The sequence below is a fragment of the Kitasatospora sp. NPDC054939 genome (genome assembly GCF_053610105.1).
Map to the genome: position 1 here is coordinate 1 of NZ_JBSGXP010000186.1, position 15490 is coordinate 15490.

A 15490-nucleotide genomic window follows, 5' to 3' on the forward strand; every position below is an offset into this window, starting at 1 on the left:
GTGCCGTGCAGCACGCCACCGCCCGACCGCTCCACCAACCGCCCGACCGGCCGCCCGCCCGACTACCGGGCCGTGCCGCACCGCGCCGGTGCCCGGCGCGTCACTCGAAGCGTGCGGGATCCCCGGCCCCGCGCCGGACGATCTCCACGTCCCCGCCGGAGAAGTCGACGACCGTCGTCGGCACCGTGCCGCAGTCACCCGAGTCCACCACGGCGTCCAGCACGTGGTCGAGCCGCTCCTTGATCTCCCACCCCTGGGTCATCGGCTCGTCCTCGCCGGGGAGCAGCAGCGTGCTCGACACCAGGGGCTCGCCGAGTTCGGTGAGTAGGGCCCTGGTGACCGCGTGGTCGGGGATCCTGACCCCCACCGTCTTCTTCTTCGGGTGCAGCAGCCGGCGCGGGACCTCCTTGGTGGCCGGCAGGATGAAGGTGTAGCTGCCCGGCGTCGCGGCCTTGACGGCGCGGAAGACGTTGTTGTCGAGTTGGACGAACTGCCCCAGCTGCGCGAAGTCCACGCACATCAGGGTGAAGTGGTGGCGCTCGTCGAGGCGCCGGATCGACCGGATCCGTTCGAGCCCCTCGCTGTTGTCCAACCGGCAGCCCAGGGCGAAACAGGAGTCGGTCGGGTACGCGATGAGCGCCCCGGAGCGGAGACTGGTGGCCACGGTGCCGATGGTGCGCGGCTGCGGGGACTCTGGATGCACGTCGAAGTACTTCGCCATTCGGCCGACCCTACGGGATCCCCTCCCCCGAGGGGGCGCAGCCGTCGCCTCCCCGCGCCCCCGCGCCGGTCCCGTCGGCGTGCCGGGGCCGGCCGTCCCCGGCGCGCCGCGACCCGCACGATCCGCCGGGCAGGCCGGTGCCGCCCGGACGCTGGTGGGCGACCCGCAGGACGGCGTACCGTCCGTGGACATGGCCCTCGATCAGGCGCGCGTCAACCGGATCTTCCACCCCGACACCTACGCCGAGGGCGTGCCGTACGCGCTCTTCCGGGAGCTGCGGGAGGCGGCCCCGGTGTGCTGGGTGGAGGAGCCACCGGTGGGGGAGTGGCCGGCCGGGCCGGGGTACTGGGCGGTGCTGCGGCACGCGGACGTGAAGCACGTGCTGCGCACACCGGATGTGTTCTCCTCGCACCTCGGCGCCACCCAGATCCGCGACCCGGACTCACCGGCCGATCTGGACTTCGCCCGGACGATGATGCTCAACCAGGACCCGCCCGACCACTCCCGGCTGCGCCGGGCCGTGGCGGCCGCGTTCACCCCGCGGGCGCTGCACGAGCTGACCACCGCCATCGAGACCCGCGCCGCCGAACTCGTCGCCGGGATCCGCCCGTTCGGCGAAGTCGACTTCGTGCCGGTCGCCGCCGATCTGCCCGTGTGGACGCTGGCCCTGATCCTGGGCGTGCCCGAGCAGGACCGGCAGCTGCTGGTCGACTGGTCGAATCGGGTGATCGGCTACCAGGACCCGGACTACGCCCAGTCCAGTACGGCCGACCCGTCTCGGCTCACCGACCTGGGCCGCGCCGCGCTCGACCACCGCCCGACCGCCCTCACGGCCCCCGACGGCCGCCCGCTGAACCCGCGCTCCCGCGCGGCCCTCGCCGACATGTTCGCCTACGCCCACGCGCTCGCCCAGGACCCGCCGCCGGGCAGCATCGTCGCCCGCATGCGGGACGCCGGCCTGAGTGCCACCGAGTTCGAGACGATGTTCTTTCTCTTCGGAGTCGCTGGAAACGAGACCTTGCGGAACGGCCTCCCCGGCGGCCTGTATTCCTTGCTCATCCACTCCGACCAGTACCGCAAGCTGGCCTCGCGGCACGACCTGATCGATTCGGCACTGGAGGAGTTACTCCGGTTCTGGCCGCCCGTTCTGCAGTTCCGTCGCACCGCGACCCGGGACGTGGTGCTGGCAGGGAAGCGGATCCGCGGTGGTGACAAGGTGGTCGTCTACCACGCCTCCGCGAACCGGGACGAGTCGGTCTTTCCCGAACCGGACCGCCTGGACGTCACCCGCGCCCCGAACGACCACGTCAGCTTCGGTTTCGGCCCGCACTTCTGCGTGGGAGCACGGCTTGCCAGGATCCAGATGGCGGCCCTGATCCGCCGGGTCGTCGCAGAGCTACCCGGCCTGGAGCTGGCGTCGGACGCGCCGCCGAAGCGCCTGGTCTCCAACTTCCAGAACGGGCTGAAAGAGCTGCGCATCCGTTGGAAATAGATCGGCGCCCCCTGGCCGACGTCAGTGGGCGTGCACCCCTACCCCACGACTTCGGCAGGGCCTGATCGGAGGTTGCTGGGCAGGTGGCTCCTCCACCACAAGCGCTGGAGATCTGCCATGCACGACTTCTCGTACTTGTCTGCGGCCTGGCCGCGCAGTACCCGTCGGCCACCTCCGCCTGTCGCAATCGAAGAATGGTCTCTCTCCAGGCGCACGGCCGCGCCGGTCCTCCTGCGCCCGGCAAGGATGAGGAGGACCTGCGCGCCGTGCGCGGGCAGCGATCTCAGGCGGCGTCGTCACATGTCGCTTCCGAGGCCCTTGGGGCGGTGCGGGGCCGAGTCGGAGGCGAGTGCGTTCTCCCGAAGATTCGGCTGGGTGGGAAGCGTCCTGGCGAACCAGCCGCCGTAGCGGTCGCCCAGGAAGGGGGCCGAGGCGCCGTGCAGGACGACGCTCAGGCCGACGGTCACGGCGATGGCTTCGGTCAGCAGCGCCATTCCGGGCAGATGCTCTTCGAAGGCGAGCAGGCCGAACACCACGGAGGCGAGCCCGCGCGGACCGAACCAGCCGATGTAGGCGACGGAAGCCGGACGCAGGCCCGTGCCGATGAGTGAGAGCGCGACCGGCAGCATCCGGACGACGGTGAGGCTGATCAGCGCGTAGACGACCGTGCGCCACGTCAGGTGTTCAAGGACGGGCCCGAGGATGATCGCCCCGAAGACCAGGAAGCTCAACGAGGCGAGCAGTAGGCCGAGAAGCTCGGTGAACCGGGTGTTCTGGGCGGGATCAGGGTCGCTCACGCCGCCGGCCCGGGCGCTCTGGACCCTGCGCGAGCCGACGCCGAAGGCCAGGCCGGCGGCCCAGGCGCCGATGAAGCCGCTGCCGTCGACCGCGACACACAGCACGTAGGTGACGACCGGGAGGGCGATCGTCAGGAACTGCCGCCAGTCGGTGGTGCTCCAGTCCCGGTCGACGGACCAACGCAGCACGTACGCCCCGGCCCAGCCGACCGCGAGTCCGATGGCGCCGCTCAGCAGCAGTGCGCGCAGGAACGTCTCGATAACGCCCGGATGGCCGTGGTCCTCGCCCGCCGCCGCCAGTGCCAGCACGAAGAACGGGAGGGCGAGGCCGTCGTTGAGTCCCGACTCGACGCCCAGGCCGCCGCGGACCAGTGGCGGGACCTTCTTGTTGGAGAACGCCTGCTGTCCGAGTGCGGAGTCCGTCGGCGCCAGGATGATGGCGACCAGGGCCAGCTCCCACACGCCCAGGTCGGGCAGCAGGGGCCACGCCAGGAGCCACCCCAGCGCGACGGTGGCCGGCAGTCCCAGGGCCAGCAGCCGCAGCGGCAGGAACTCCTCCGTGCGCAGGTCGCGGCGGCGGATCGCCGCCGCGTCCGCGAAGATCAGCAGTGTCAGGGCGCTCTCCAGCAGCAGGCTGGTGAACTCCGGATCGTCAGCCCGGTCCAGCAGTTCCAGGCCCAGTGGGCCGATCGCGAGCCCGACGACCATGAACACCAGGGGACCGGAGACCACCGTCGTCGACAGACGCCGCGACAGCGCCCCGTAGCCGATGACCACGCCACCCGCGATCACCACGGCCCATTGAGTCATCAGCACTCCTCACGCCGGACGTCGAACATCGACCCGGCGACAGCACGGGAAGCGAGCCCCTGCGCTGCGTGGCCACGCCGCCGCACGTCACACAGAGAGCACAGAGGTTCACCCTAAGTGTTCAGCCGGATCCTCGCCCCTGCGCTGCGAAGCCGACGCCGCTCGGGTGGCGGCTCCACCACGGCTTCGGCCCCGCCGGATCGGGACAGCCCCGATCCGGCGACCGCCCCCGGACGCTCCGCCCGCCGGGGCGACGCCTCGACGGACGGTTGACCACGCCCGCCGAGGGCCGGGGATGCGAGACCTGCAGGCGCCGCACAGCATGGGGGAATGAGCGATTCCCATGACGATGCGCCCGCCGCGGTATCGACTCCCGAGGCCGTCCGGACGCGGCTCGGCACATTGCATTTCCGCGACGACATCCCCGACACCGCCACCAGCGAGAAGGTCTTCGACAATCTCGACCTGATGCACGGGGTCGACGCCTACCTCGCCGGACCGCCCGGGGTGTCGGTGAACGCGCTTCGTCGCGGCTTCCTCGAAGCCGGGATCGCGGACAACTCGGTGCTCTTCTACTCCGGGCTGATGGACCGCGAATCGCTGTTCCGCTGGGTGACCGACTCGGCCTGCCCGGCCCCGACCGCGGCACCGGCGGTCGCTACGTGATCCGCTCTTCGACCGCAGCTGAGGCCTTGTGGAGGGCCGCCCACGAACATCAGCGGCGCTCGCGCCGATGACGGGACGGAGAACGAAATGACGCAGGCATCGTGGAGTGAGTACCGGCCGGGGCAGCGGTTCCCCGGGGTGGTGGGTCGGACGACCGAGGAGTCGAGTCCGGCGTGGCCGCAGCCGGTGCGGTCGGTGGCGGGTGCGCCGAACGTGCTGTTCATCGTTTTCGACGACACCGGGTTCGGGCAGTTGGGCTGCTACGGCAGTCCGATCGAGACGCCGAATCTGGACGCGCTGGCCGCGGGCGGTCTGCTGTACAGCAACATGCACACCACGGCGCTGTGCTCGCCGTCGCGCTCGTGCATCATGACGGGCCGCAACCATCACGCCAACGGCATGGCGGCGATCACGGAGCTGGCCACCGGCTATCCGGGCTACAACGGGCAGATCCCGTTCGAGAACGGGTTCCTGTCGGAGATGCTGCTGCAGCACGGCTACAACACGTACATGGTCGGCAAGTGGCACCTGATGCCCTCGGAGCAGGAGTCGGCGGCGGGCCCGTACGACCGGTGGCCGCTGGGGCGGGGCTTCGAGCGGTTCTACGGGTTCCTGGGTGGGGATTCCAGCCAGTGGTACCCGGACCTGGTGTACGACAACCACCAGGTGGAGCCGCCGGCCACGCCGGAGGAGGGCTACCACCTGACGGAGGACCTGGTCGAGCGGGCGATGTCGTTCATCGCCGACGCCAAGCAGGTCGCCCCCGACAAGCCGTTCTTCCTGAACCTGTGCCCTGGCGCCACCCATGCCCCGCACCATGTGCCGAAGGAGTGGGCGGACCGCTACCGGGGCCGGTTCGACGACGGCTGGGACGTCTACCGCGAGCGGACCTTCGCGCGGCAGAAGGAACTGGGCGTGGTGCCGGCGGACGCGGAGCTGTCGCCGCACGATCCGGACGTGCCCGCGTGGGAGTCGCTCACGCCCGACGCGCGGCGGCTGGCCGCGCGGATGATGGAGGTCTACGCCGGGTTCCTCTCCCATACCGACCATCACCTCGGGCGGTTGGTGGAGTTCCTGAAGGAGACCGGCGAGTTCGACAACACGCTGATCATGGTGGTCTCCGACAATGGGGCGAGCGCCGAGGGCGGGGTGACCGGCACCACCAACGAGCTGCAGTTCTTCAACAACGCGCCCGAGACGTTGGAGGAGAGCCTGGCGCGGATCGAGGAGATCGGCGGCCCGGCCACGTTCAACCACTACCCGTGGGGCTGGACGTGGGCGGGCAATACACCGTTCCGGCGGTGGAAGCGGGAAACCTACCGCGGCGGCGTCAGCGATCCCTTCCTCGTCCACTGGCCAGCCGGCATCCGGGCCCGCGGTGAGGTCCGCGACCAGTTCGCACACATCATCGACATGGTCCCCACTGTCCTGGACGTGCTCGGGGTCGAACCGCCCGCGACCATCCGGGGGGTCACCCAGTCGCCCCTGCACGGGGTCAGCTTCGCCCACACTTTCGACGATGCCGGTGCGGCGACCCGTCACCGTACCCAGTACTACGAGATGCTCGGGCACCGGGCGATCGACCACGACGGGTGGCGGGCGGTCTGCCCCTGGCCCGGCCCCTCCTTCGAGGAGGCCGAGCGGCCCTTCGGCACCCCGATCACCATGGCCGACCTCGACGACCTCGACGCCCACCACTGGGAGCTCTACCACGTCGACGAGGACATCGCCGAGACCAGGAACCTCGCCCAGGAACACCGCAGCAAACTGATCGAGATGATCGCCCTGTGGTACGTGGAGGCGGGCAGGTACAACGTGATGCCGATCGACGGCAGCGTCCTGCAGCGCATCATGACCGAGCGCCCGCAGATCACCGAGGCCCGCACCAGCTACATCTTCCGTCCCGGCACGCAGACCCTGCCGGCCGCGGTCGCGCCCCGGGTCCTCAACCGCCCGCACAGCGTCACCGCCGACGTAGAGATCCCGCCCGGCGGAGCGCGGGGCGTCCTGCTCTGCCAGGGCACCAACTCCGGCGGCTGGTCCCTCTACCTCAAGGACGGCCACCTCCACTACGCCCACAACTACGTCCAGCGGGCCCTGCACCACGTGGCCTCCAGCGAGAGCGTGCCCGAGGGGCGACACACCCTGCGCTTCGAGTTCGAGCCCACCGGTGCCCCGGACATCGCCCACGGCAAGGGCGCACCCGGCCGGGCCCAGCTGTACATCGACGGCCGCCTCGTCGGCGAGCGCGACATGCCGGTCACCACCCCGATCGCCTTCAATCCGGGCGGCATGGCCTGCGGCGCCAACCCCGGTTCGGCCGTCACCCCCGACTACCAGGCGCCGTTCCGCTTCACCGGCGCCCTCCACAGCGTCACCGTCGACCTGTCCGGTGACCTGATCGTCGACGCCGAGAGCGAGATGCGCATGCACATGGCCCGCCAGTAGGGCGCGGCCCCGAGGCCGGCCGGCGCGCTTTGTCAGGACGGTGGGGCGATGGACCTCTCCTAGCACTGCTGGAGTTGGACGTTCCTTCCAACGTCCGGATCTGTGGACCGTCCACCAGTGACCTTCCGGACGTGGCCGTAGCTGGGGGCGCGTACCGGGCCGGGAGGGCCTGCGTTCCCGCCCCGTGAGCGCCTACAGGCGCACCGGGAGGGCGACGAGGCCGCGGACCAGTCGGGACTGCCGCCAGGCGAGTCGGTCGGCGGGGGCCGCCAGGTGCAGGGCGGGGAAGCGTTCCAGGAGGACGGTCAGCACGATGTCGATCTCCGCGTGGGCGAGCGGGGCGCCGAGGCAGCGGTGGATCCCGTGGCCGAAGGCGAGGTGGGCGGCGGCGTTCGGGCGGTCCAGGTCGAGCCGGTCGGGGTCGGGGAACCTCGCGGGGTCGCGGTTGGCCGCGCCCGGGCACACGAAGACCGGGCTGCCCGCGGGCACGGCGGCGCCGCCGAGGTCCACGTCGTCGGGTGCCCACCGCCAGGTGGCGATGCTGACCGGGGAGTCGTACCGGAGCAGCTCGTCGACGGCGGTCCGGATGCGCTGCGGGGCGGCGCGCAGCTGCGCCAGCTCGGCGGGGTGCCGGAGCAGGGCCAGCACGGCGTTGCCGATCGCCGCGGTGGTGGTCTCGTGGCCGGCGACCAGCAGCAGGACGGCGAGGGAGAGCAGTTCGTCCTCGCCGAGCCGGTCCGCGTCGTCGTCGTGGACCGCGATCAGGTCGGAGAGCAGGGAGTGGTCCGGGTGGGTGCGCTTGTCGGCGATCAGCTCCGCCAGGTAGCCGGCCAGGGCGTGGGACGCGGCGTCGGCCCGCTCGTGGTCGGCGAACAGGTCGGTCGACCAGGAGCGGATCGACGGCCGGTCGGCCCGGGGCACGCCGAGGAGCCGGCAGATGACGGTGACCGGCAGCGGATCGGCCAGTTCCGCGACGAGGTCGACCTCGGTGCCGGGCTCCCACCGCCCGACGAACTGTTCGGCGAGCGAGCGGATCCAGGGGCGCAGGCCGTCGACCCGGGCCGGGGTGAACGCCTTGGTGACCAGCCGCCGGAGCCGGGTGTGTTCCGGCGGGTCGGTTGCGAGCATCGTGCGGGCGACGGCCGGGTGCAGGGACCGGCCGGACGGCCTGTCGGCGAAGTACGCGCCGGTGTCCTTCGACAGCGGGGCGGTGAACGCCTGCCGCGCCTCCTCGTAGCCGGTGACGACGGTTGCGGTGCCGGATCCGTTCAGCGGTACCCGGAGGACGGGGGAGGCCGCGCGCAGGCGTGCGTAGGTGGGGTAGCGGTCGGCGTGGAACGCCGGGTCGGCGAAGGGGGAGGAGGCCATGGTCGATTCCTGGGTCGCTTCGGGTGCCGTCGGTCGGTGGGCAGCCACGCCGGTGCGGACGGTGCCGCCGATGGGGACGGTACCGCCGGTCGGGTACTGCTGCCCGACCGAGCGTAACCACGGCCCGCGGGCCCCGCCGCCGGTCAGCCGACGTGGACGCGGGGGCGGCGGGCCCGGTCGGGTTCGGCCTCGCGCAGGACTTCGCGGGTGACGGGGGCGACCTCGCCCTGGCCGAGGAGGAAGAAGCGCAGGAAGTTGGCGAAGGGGTTGCCCTCGGTCCACTCGAAGTAGATGTGGGGGCGGGTCCCGGTGAGGTCGCGGGCGTGGAGGAGGAGGGCGGCCAGCGCGTTGGGGACGGAGGACGACTCGACGGTCAGCACGCGGTAGCGGTCGTGCAGGACCTCGCCGCGGACGGTCAGTCCGGCCTCGAATTCGGAGGGGTCGGTGACGGTGACCTCGATGAAGACGAAGTCCTCGGTGGTGGGGAGGTCGTTGTCGGTGCGGATCTGGTCGATTTTGTCGCGGTACTCGGCGATGTCGCGGTTGTCGGGTTCGTTGGCTACGAACCGGGCGGTGCGGTGGGAGATGTCGCGGATGAAGCGCTCCGCGGTGTCGTCCAGGTCGACGTGGGTGACGCGCAGTTCGAAGGCGCGGCCGAGCCGGGAGAGGAGGGAGATCAGGATGATGCCGGCGATGAAGCAGGCGCCGATCTTCACGCCGTCGGGCCGTTCGATGATGTTGACGACGGTCGTGTAGAGGAACACGGCGGCGATGACGCCGAAGGCGACGGTCCAGCCGCGCTGGCCGGCCTTGCGGGCCGAGATGGTCACGGCGATGGCGGCCGAGCAGATCAGGACGAGGACGCCGGTCGCGTAGGCGCCGCCCTGGGCGTCGACGTCGGCGTCGAAGATCCACGTGACCAGGAACGCGATCAGGGTGAAGACGATGACCATGGGCCGCACCGCGCGGGCCCAGTGCGGGGCCATGCCGTACTTGGGGAGGTAGCGGGGCATGAGGTTGAGCAGGCCGGCCATGGCGGAGGCGCCCGCGAACCACAGGATGAGGATGGTCGAGACGTCGTAGACCGTGCCGAAGGCGGTGCCGAGGTACTCGTGGGCGAGGTAGGCCAGGGCACGGCCGTTGGCCTCGCCGCCGGACTCGAACTCCTCGTGGGGGATGAGGACGGTGGTGATGAAGCTGGTGGTGATCAGGAAGACGCTCATGATGAGCGCGGCCGTGGTCAGCAGCTGCTTGGTCCCCCGGATGCGTCCGGCGGGCTTCTCCTCGGTGTCGCCCGGCTCGCCCGCGACGTGCGGCATGACCGCCACGCCGGTCTCGAAGCCGGACAGGCCCAGCGCGAGCTTGGGGAAGACGATGAGGGCGACGCCGATCATGGCGAAGACGTTGCCGTGCTCGGTGGTCAGGGCGGCCGTCCAGTCGGTGACCACGTGCCCTTCGGTCAGGACGTGCCACAGGCCGGTCACCACGACGACCGCGTTGAGCGCGAGGTAGACGCCGACCAGGGCGACGGCGACGCCGATGGCCTCCAGGAAGCCCTTGAGGAACACCGCGCCGAGCAGTGCGATCAGGACCATGGTGATGAGGACCTGCTTGTCGTGCAGGGCGTTCTCCAGGCCGGGGTTCTCCACCAGGTGGGTGGAGGCGTCGGCGGCCGACAGCGTGATGGTGATCAGGAAGTCGGTCGCGGCGAAGCCCAGCAGGGTCAGGACGAACAGCTTGCCCTTCCAGAAGGAGAGCAGTCGCGACAGCATCGCGATCGAGCCCTCGCCTCGCGGGCTCTCCTCGGCCACCCGCCGGTAGACGGGCAGCGCGCCGGCCAGGGTGACGATCACGAGCACGATCGTCGCCACGGGGGAGAGCAGTCCGGCGGCCAGGGCCGCGATGCCGGGCTGGTAGCCGAGGGTGGAGAAGTAGTCGACGCCGGTCAGGCACATCACGCGCCACCAGCGCTGCCCCTTGTGCGCGGGCTCCTGCTCGGCCTTGGGGACGGAGGGCCGGCCCTTGCCCATGTCGGACAGCCCCTCCAGCATCCACGCGCGCAGACGGCTCGTGCGCGGATCGTTCGTGGTGGCCATCGGGGGGTGCTCCTGGTGTGCTGCGGGGGTCGAGTTCCGGCCATCGCGGGACGGCCGGGCCAGCCTAGGCAACGGGTGGGGCCCCAACCCCCGTGGAAGCGTTAGGAAAGCGTCAAGATCCCCCTGCGCGTCCCACGGCGGCCGGCCAGGTGCCGGAGGGGCCCCGGTCCAGGTGGGACGGTGCGGACGTCAAGGGCGCGTCAATGATCGGGATCCGGCCGTATGGACGGCGTCAGGAACCCCGGGTGCGCCGCTCGGCGGCTGATTGGCTCTCGCTGCCGGTCTTCCCCCGGCGTACCGCAGGGCCTCGTGCGTCCCGCGGTTCACCCCACGAGCCAAGTCGGCGGAGCCAATGTCGGATCTGATGTACGTCGGTGTCACGGTCGCCGTGTTCGCCGTCATCGCCCTGATCGCGCGGGGGGTGGAGAAGCTGTGAGCGCGGAGAACGTCGCCGGTCTCATCGTCGCCGTCGCCCTCGTCGGCTATCTCGTCCTCGCGCTGATCTACCCGGAGAAGTTCTGACATGAGCTCCACTGCTGCGGGCTGGCTGCAGGTGCTGGCCCTGGTGGCCGCGCTGGTCCTGTGCTACCGCCCCCTGGGCGACCACATCGCCCGGATCCTCACCACCTCCAAGCACCTGAGAGCCGAGCGCGCCCTCTACAAGGTGGTCGGCGTGGACGCCGACGCCGACCAGCGCTGGCCGGTGTACCTCCGCTCGGTGCTGGCCTTCTCGGCCGTGTCCGTCCTCCTCCTGTACGGCCTGATCCGGCTCCAGCAGTGGCTGCCGCTGAACCTGGACGTGCCGCGGATGGACGGCCACCAGGCGTGGAACACCGCGATCTCCTTCACCGCCAACACCAACTGGCAGTCGTACAGCGGTGAGGCCGCGATGGGGCACCTGGCGCAGATGGCCGGCCTGGCGGTGCAGAACTTCGTCTCGGCGGCCGTCGGCATCGCGGTGGTGGCCGCGCTGGTCCGCGGCTTCACCCGTAACCGCACCGACCGGGTGGGCAACTTCTGGGTCGACCTGACCCGGGTCTGCCTGCGCCTGCTGCTGCCGATCGCGATCGTCTTCGCGCTGGTGCTGGTGGCGACCGGGGTCGTGCAGAACCTCCACGGCTTCCACGAGGTGGCCGGGCTGGCCGGCGGGCCGCAGTCGGTTCCGGGCGGGCCGGTGGCCTCCCAGGAGGTGATCAAGCTGCTGGGCACCAACGGCGGCGGCTTCTACAACGCCAACTCCGCCCACCCGTTCGAGAACCCGACCGGGCTGAGCAACCTCCTGGAGGTCTTCCTCATCCTGCTGATCCCGTTCGCCCTGCCGCGCACCTTCGGCCGGATGGTCGGCGACCACCGCCAGGGCTACGCGATCACCGCCGTCATGGCGATCTTCTGGGCCGCGTCCACGGCGCTGATCACCCTGGCGGAGGCGCAGCACCCGGGGGCCGCCCTGCAGACCGCGGGCGGGGCGATGGAGGGCAAGGAGCAGCGGTTCGGCATCGCGGCGAGTTCGCTGTTCGCGGCGTCGACCACGCTGACCTCGACCGGCGCGGTGAACTCCTTCCACGACTCGTACACCGCGTTCGGCGGCGGGCTGACGATGTTCAACATGATGCTGGGCGAGATCGCGCCCGGCGGGGTGGGCTCCGGCCTGTACGGGATGCTGGTGCTGGCGATCGTCGCGGTCTTCGTGGCCGGGCTGATGGTCGGCCGTACGCCCGAGTACCTGGGCAAGAAGCTGGGCGGGCGGGAGATGAAGTTCGCCTCCCTCTACATCCTGACCACGCCGACCCTGGTGCTGGTAGGCACCGGTGTCGCGATGGCGCTGCCCGGCCAGCGGGCGGGGATGCTCAACGACGGTGCGCACGGCTTCTCCGAGGTGCTGTACGCCTTCACCTCGGCGTCCAACAACAACGGTTCGGCGTTCGCCGGGATCACCGTGAACACGGACTGGTACGACACGGCGCTGGGGCTGTGCATGGTGTTCGGCCGGTTCCTGCCGATGGTCTTCGTCCTCGCCCTGGCCGGCGCGCTCGCGCAGCAGCAGCCGGTCCCGGCCACCCCGGGCACCCTGCCCACCCACAAGCCGCTGTTCGTGGGCCTGCTGTCGGGCGTCGTCCTGATCGTCGTCGGCCTCACCTACTTCCCGGCCCTGGCTCTCGGGCCGATCGCGGAAGGTCTCTCCTCCTGATGTCCACGTCCACGCTCACTCCCACTCCCGCCCCGGGCGGCACGACCGGGGACTCCGCGCCCCGCAGAGCGGCCGGCGGTCTCCTCGATCCCCAGCTGATCGTGAAGTCCCTGCCGGACGCGGTGAAGAAGCTCGACCCCCGGGTGATGGTCAGGAACCCGGTCATGTTCGTGGTCGAGGTCGGCTCCGTCGTCACCACGGTCTCCGCGATGGCCGACCCGTCGGTGTTCGCCTGGGCGATCACCGTCTGGCTCTGGCTGACCACGGTCTTCGCGAACCTGGCCGAGGCCGTCGCCGAGGGCCGCGGCAAGGCGCAGGCGGACACCCTGCGCCGGGCCAGGACCGACACCAGGGCCCGCCGCCTGCTGGACTGGCCGGCGTCGCAGGCCGAGGAGGATGTCTCCGGCACCGAACTGCGGCTCGGCGACCACGTGGTGGTCGAGGCCGTCCAGATCATCCCCGGTGACGGCGACGTCGTCGAGGGCGTCGCGAGCGTCGACGAGTCGGCGATCACCGGCGAGTCCGCGCCCGTCATCCGCGAGTCCGGCGGCGACCGCTCCGCCGTGACCGGCGGTACCAAGGTGCTGTCCGACCGGATCGTGGTGCGGATCTCCTCCGAGCCGGGCAAGACCTTCATCGACCGGATGATCGCCCTGGTCGAGGGCGCGGCCCGGCAGAAGACGCCGAACGAGATCGCGCTGAACATCCTGCTGGCCTCGCTGACCGTCGTCTTCCTGATCGCGGTCGTGACCCTCCAGCCGATGGCGACCTACGCGGGCGCCCCGCAGTCGATGATCGTGCTGGTCGCCCTGATCGTGGCGCTCATCCCGACCACCATCGGCGCGCTGCTCTCCGCGATCGGCATCGCCGGCATGGACCGGCTGGTGCAGCGCAACGTCCTCGCGATGTCCGGCCGCGCCGTCGAGGCGGCGGGCGACGTCAACACCCTGCTGCTCGACAAGACCGGCACCATCACCCTCGGCAACCGCCAGGCCGCCGAGTTCCAGCCGGCCGAGGGCGTCACCGTCGACGAGCTCGCGCATGCCGCCCAGCTGTCCTCCCTCGCGGACGAGACCCCCGAGGGCCGCTCGATCGTCGTCCTCGCGAAGACGCAGTACGGCCTGCGGGCCCGCGCCCAGGGCGAGTTGGCGCACGCCACCTGGGTGCCGTTCACCGCGCAGACCCGGATGTCCGGCGTCGACCTGGACGAAACGGGAGGGGTGCACCAGATCCGCAAGGGCGCTGCTGCGGCCGTCACCACCTGGGTGGGGGAGCAGGGCGGTTCGGTCGGTCCGGACGTGTCCGCGCTCGTCGACGGGATCTCCGCGGCCGGTGGCACACCCCTGGTGGTCGCGACGAGGGCCGGATCCGGCCCCGCCCGTGTCCTCGGCGTCATCCACCTCAAGGACGTCGTCAAGGACGGCATGCGGGAGCGATTCGACGAGCTGCGCCGGATGGGCATCAGGACGGTCATGATCACGGGTGACAACCCGCTGACCGCGAAGGCGATCGCGGAGGAGGCGGGCGTGGACGACTTCCTCGCCGAGGCCACCCCCGAGGACAAGATGGCCCTGATCAAGAAGGAGCAGGCCGGCGGCAAGCTGGTCGCGATGACCGGGGACGGCACCAACGACGCCCCCGCCCTCGCCCAGGCCGACGTCGGGGTCGCGATGAACACCGGCACCATGGCGGCCAAGGAGGCCGGCAACATGGTCGACCTGGACTCCAACCCGACCAAGCTGATCGAGATCGTGGAGATCGGCAAGCAGCTCCTGATCACCCGCGGCGCGCTGACCACCTTCTCCATCGCCAACGACGTCGCCAAGTACTTCGCGATCATCCCCGCCATGTTCGCGTCGGTGTACCCGGGCCTGGACAGGCTCAACATCATGGGCCTGCACAGCCCGCAGTCCGCGATCACCTCGGCGATCGTCTTCAACGCCCTGGTCATCGTCGGCCTGATCCCGCTCGCCCTGCGCGGCGTCACGTACCGCCCGTCCGACGCCAGTTCGCTGCTGCGCCGGAACATCGGGATCTACGGCCTGGGCGGCCTGGTCGTCCCGTTCATCGGCATCAAGCTGATCGACCTCGTCGTGCAGTTCGTCCCCGGCCTGAGCTGAGAGAGAGGAGAACCCAGATGTCCAAGCCCCTGCCCGCGACCGTGCGCACGCACCTCACCGCACTGCGGATGCTGCTGGTGATGACGGCGGTCCTCGGCCTCGCCTACCCGCTGCTGGTCACCGGCATCGCCCAGGCCGCCTTCCGGGAGAAGGCCAACGGCTCGATCGTGAAGACCGCCGACGGCAAGGAGGTCGGCTCCGGCCTGCTGGGCCAGCGCTTCGACCTGCCCCAGCAGAACCCCGACGACGAGAACGAGGAGGCGAAGCCGGACCCGACGTGGTTCCAGCCCCGCCCCTCGGCCAACGGCTACGACCCGAAGGTCTCCGGCGCCTCCAACCTCGGCCCGAACAGCGCGGACCTGGCCACGGCGACAGGCGAACGCCGAAAGGCCGTCGCCGCGTTCGACGGCGTCGACCCGGCGAGCGTCCCGGTGGACGCGGTCACCGCCTCCGGCTCCTCCCTCGACCCGCACATCTCGGTCGCCTACGCCCAGCAGCAGGTCCGGAGGGTCGCCGCGGCCCGCAACCTGCCGGCGGACACCGTCCGCGCGCTCGTCGACCGGTACACCGACGGCCGCGCCGCGGGCTTCCTGGGCGAACCGGGTGTCAACGTCGTCCTGTTGAACAAGGCACTGGCCGAACACGGCCGATGACCGTCCATCAGCCCGTGGCGTAGCCGAACCGGCCCGGGGGGGGGGGGGGGCGCCCCCCCCCCCCGGGGGGGGGGGTGTAAAAAAAAAACCGCCCCCAAGACCCCGGTGTTTGGGGGGTGGGGGGGGTGGTG

General features: G+C 71.0%; 11 protein-coding genes. 7 read left to right on the forward strand and 4 right to left on the reverse strand.

The window, feature by feature from the left end; translation table 11 throughout:
* Positions 1-100: 100 nt before the first annotated feature.
* Complete coding sequence (locus ACWGB8_RS34430; RefSeq protein ID WP_452217597.1) at positions 101-721, reverse strand: L-threonylcarbamoyladenylate synthase; 621 nt, start codon at positions 719-721, stop codon at positions 101-103.
* Positions 722-911: 190 nt separating this feature from the next.
* On the opposite strand from ACWGB8_RS34430, the gene ACWGB8_RS34435 reads away from it, so the two are divergent.
* Positions 912-2213, forward strand: a complete 1302-nt coding sequence (locus ACWGB8_RS34435; protein ID WP_452217598.1) for a cytochrome P450 — start codon at positions 912-914, stop codon at positions 2211-2213.
* 296 nt (positions 2214-2509) lie between these two features.
* On the opposite strand, the gene ACWGB8_RS34440 is transcribed toward ACWGB8_RS34435, so the two are convergent.
* Positions 2510-3820: a cation:proton antiporter gene (locus ACWGB8_RS34440; RefSeq protein ID WP_452217599.1), complete on the reverse strand. Its 1311-nt coding sequence runs from the start codon at positions 3818-3820 to the stop codon at positions 2510-2512.
* Positions 3821-4150: 330 nt separating this feature from the next.
* On the opposite strand from ACWGB8_RS34440, the gene ACWGB8_RS34445 reads away from it, so the two are divergent.
* Positions 4151-4486, forward strand: a complete 336-nt coding sequence (locus ACWGB8_RS34445; RefSeq protein ID WP_452217600.1) for a hypothetical protein — start codon at positions 4151-4153, stop codon at positions 4484-4486.
* Between the two features lie 87 nt (positions 4487-4573).
* The gene (locus tag ACWGB8_RS34450) at positions 4574-6934 is read left to right on the forward strand and encodes an arylsulfatase (protein ID WP_452217601.1); all 2361 of its coding nucleotides are present in this window, start codon (positions 4574-4576) and stop codon (positions 6932-6934) included.
* 192 nt (positions 6935-7126) lie between these two features.
* Here the strand turns inward: ACWGB8_RS34450 and ACWGB8_RS34455 are convergent, their stop codons facing one another.
* Both ACWGB8_RS34455 and ACWGB8_RS34460 read right to left on the reverse strand, forming a co-directional pair.
* Positions 7127-8302, reverse strand: coding sequence for a cytochrome P450 family protein (locus ACWGB8_RS34455; protein ID WP_452217602.1), 1176 nt, complete (start codon positions 8300-8302; stop codon positions 7127-7129).
* Between the two features lie 143 nt (positions 8303-8445).
* Complete coding sequence (locus ACWGB8_RS34460; RefSeq protein WP_452217603.1) at positions 8446-10398, reverse strand: amino acid transporter; 1953 nt, start codon at positions 10396-10398, stop codon at positions 8446-8448.
* Positions 10399-10830: 432 nt separating this feature from the next.
* Here ACWGB8_RS34460 and kdpF point away from each other — a divergent pair, with 432 nt between their 5' ends.
* From kdpF to kdpC, 4 genes are read left to right on the forward strand one after another with little or no spacing between them, the layout of a single operon-like run.
* Positions 10831-10920 carry a K(+)-transporting ATPase subunit F gene (kdpF, locus tag ACWGB8_RS34465; protein WP_037779658.1) on the forward strand — a complete coding sequence of 30 codons (90 nt, stop codon included), beginning with the start codon at positions 10831-10833 and terminating at the stop codon, positions 10918-10920.
* A 1-nt stretch (position 10921) separates the two neighbouring features.
* A complete protein-coding gene (kdpA, locus tag ACWGB8_RS34470) occupies positions 10922-12586 on the forward strand; it encodes a potassium-transporting ATPase subunit KdpA (RefSeq protein ID WP_452217604.1) in 1665 nt (554 codons plus the stop codon).
* Entirely contained in the window at positions 12586-14706 is a 2121-nt protein-coding gene (kdpB, locus tag ACWGB8_RS34475; RefSeq protein WP_452217605.1) for a potassium-transporting ATPase subunit KdpB, read from the forward strand. Before kdpA ends, kdpB begins: the two co-directional genes overlap by 1 nt.
* A gap of 17 nt (positions 14707-14723) precedes the next feature.
* The gene (gene kdpC, locus ACWGB8_RS34480; protein ID WP_452217606.1) at positions 14724-15359 is read left to right on the forward strand and encodes a potassium-transporting ATPase subunit KdpC; all 636 of its coding nucleotides are present in this window, start codon (positions 14724-14726) and stop codon (positions 15357-15359) included.
* Positions 15360-15490: the final 131 nt, after the last annotated feature.

Coding starts and splice junctions, on each gene's coding strand:
- ACWGB8_RS34460 (WP_452217603.1), bottom strand. CDS start 10,398: ATGGCCACCACGAACGATCCGCGCACGAGCCGTCTGCGCGCGTGGATG.
- ACWGB8_RS34450 (WP_452217601.1), top strand. CDS start 4,574: ATGACGCAGGCATCGTGGAGTGAGTACCGGCCGGGGCAGCGGTTCCCC.
- kdpA (WP_452217604.1), top strand. CDS start 10,922: ATGAGCTCCACTGCTGCGGGCTGGCTGCAGGTGCTGGCCCTGGTGGCC.
- ACWGB8_RS34430 (WP_452217597.1), bottom strand. CDS start 721: ATGGCGAAGTACTTCGACGTGCATCCAGAGTCCCCGCAGCCGCGCACC.
- ACWGB8_RS34455 (WP_452217602.1), bottom strand. CDS start 8,302: ATGGCCTCCTCCCCCTTCGCCGACCCGGCGTTCCACGCCGACCGCTAC.
- ACWGB8_RS34440 (WP_452217599.1), bottom strand. CDS start 3,820: ATGACTCAATGGGCCGTGGTGATCGCGGGTGGCGTGGTCATCGGCTAC.
- kdpC (WP_452217606.1), top strand. CDS start 14,724: ATGTCCAAGCCCCTGCCCGCGACCGTGCGCACGCACCTCACCGCACTG.
- ACWGB8_RS34435 (WP_452217598.1), top strand. CDS start 912: ATGGCCCTCGATCAGGCGCGCGTCAACCGGATCTTCCACCCCGACACC.
- ACWGB8_RS34445 (WP_452217600.1), top strand. CDS start 4,151: ATGAGCGATTCCCATGACGATGCGCCCGCCGCGGTATCGACTCCCGAG.
- kdpB (WP_452217605.1), top strand. CDS start 12,586: ATGTCCACGTCCACGCTCACTCCCACTCCCGCCCCGGGCGGCACGACC.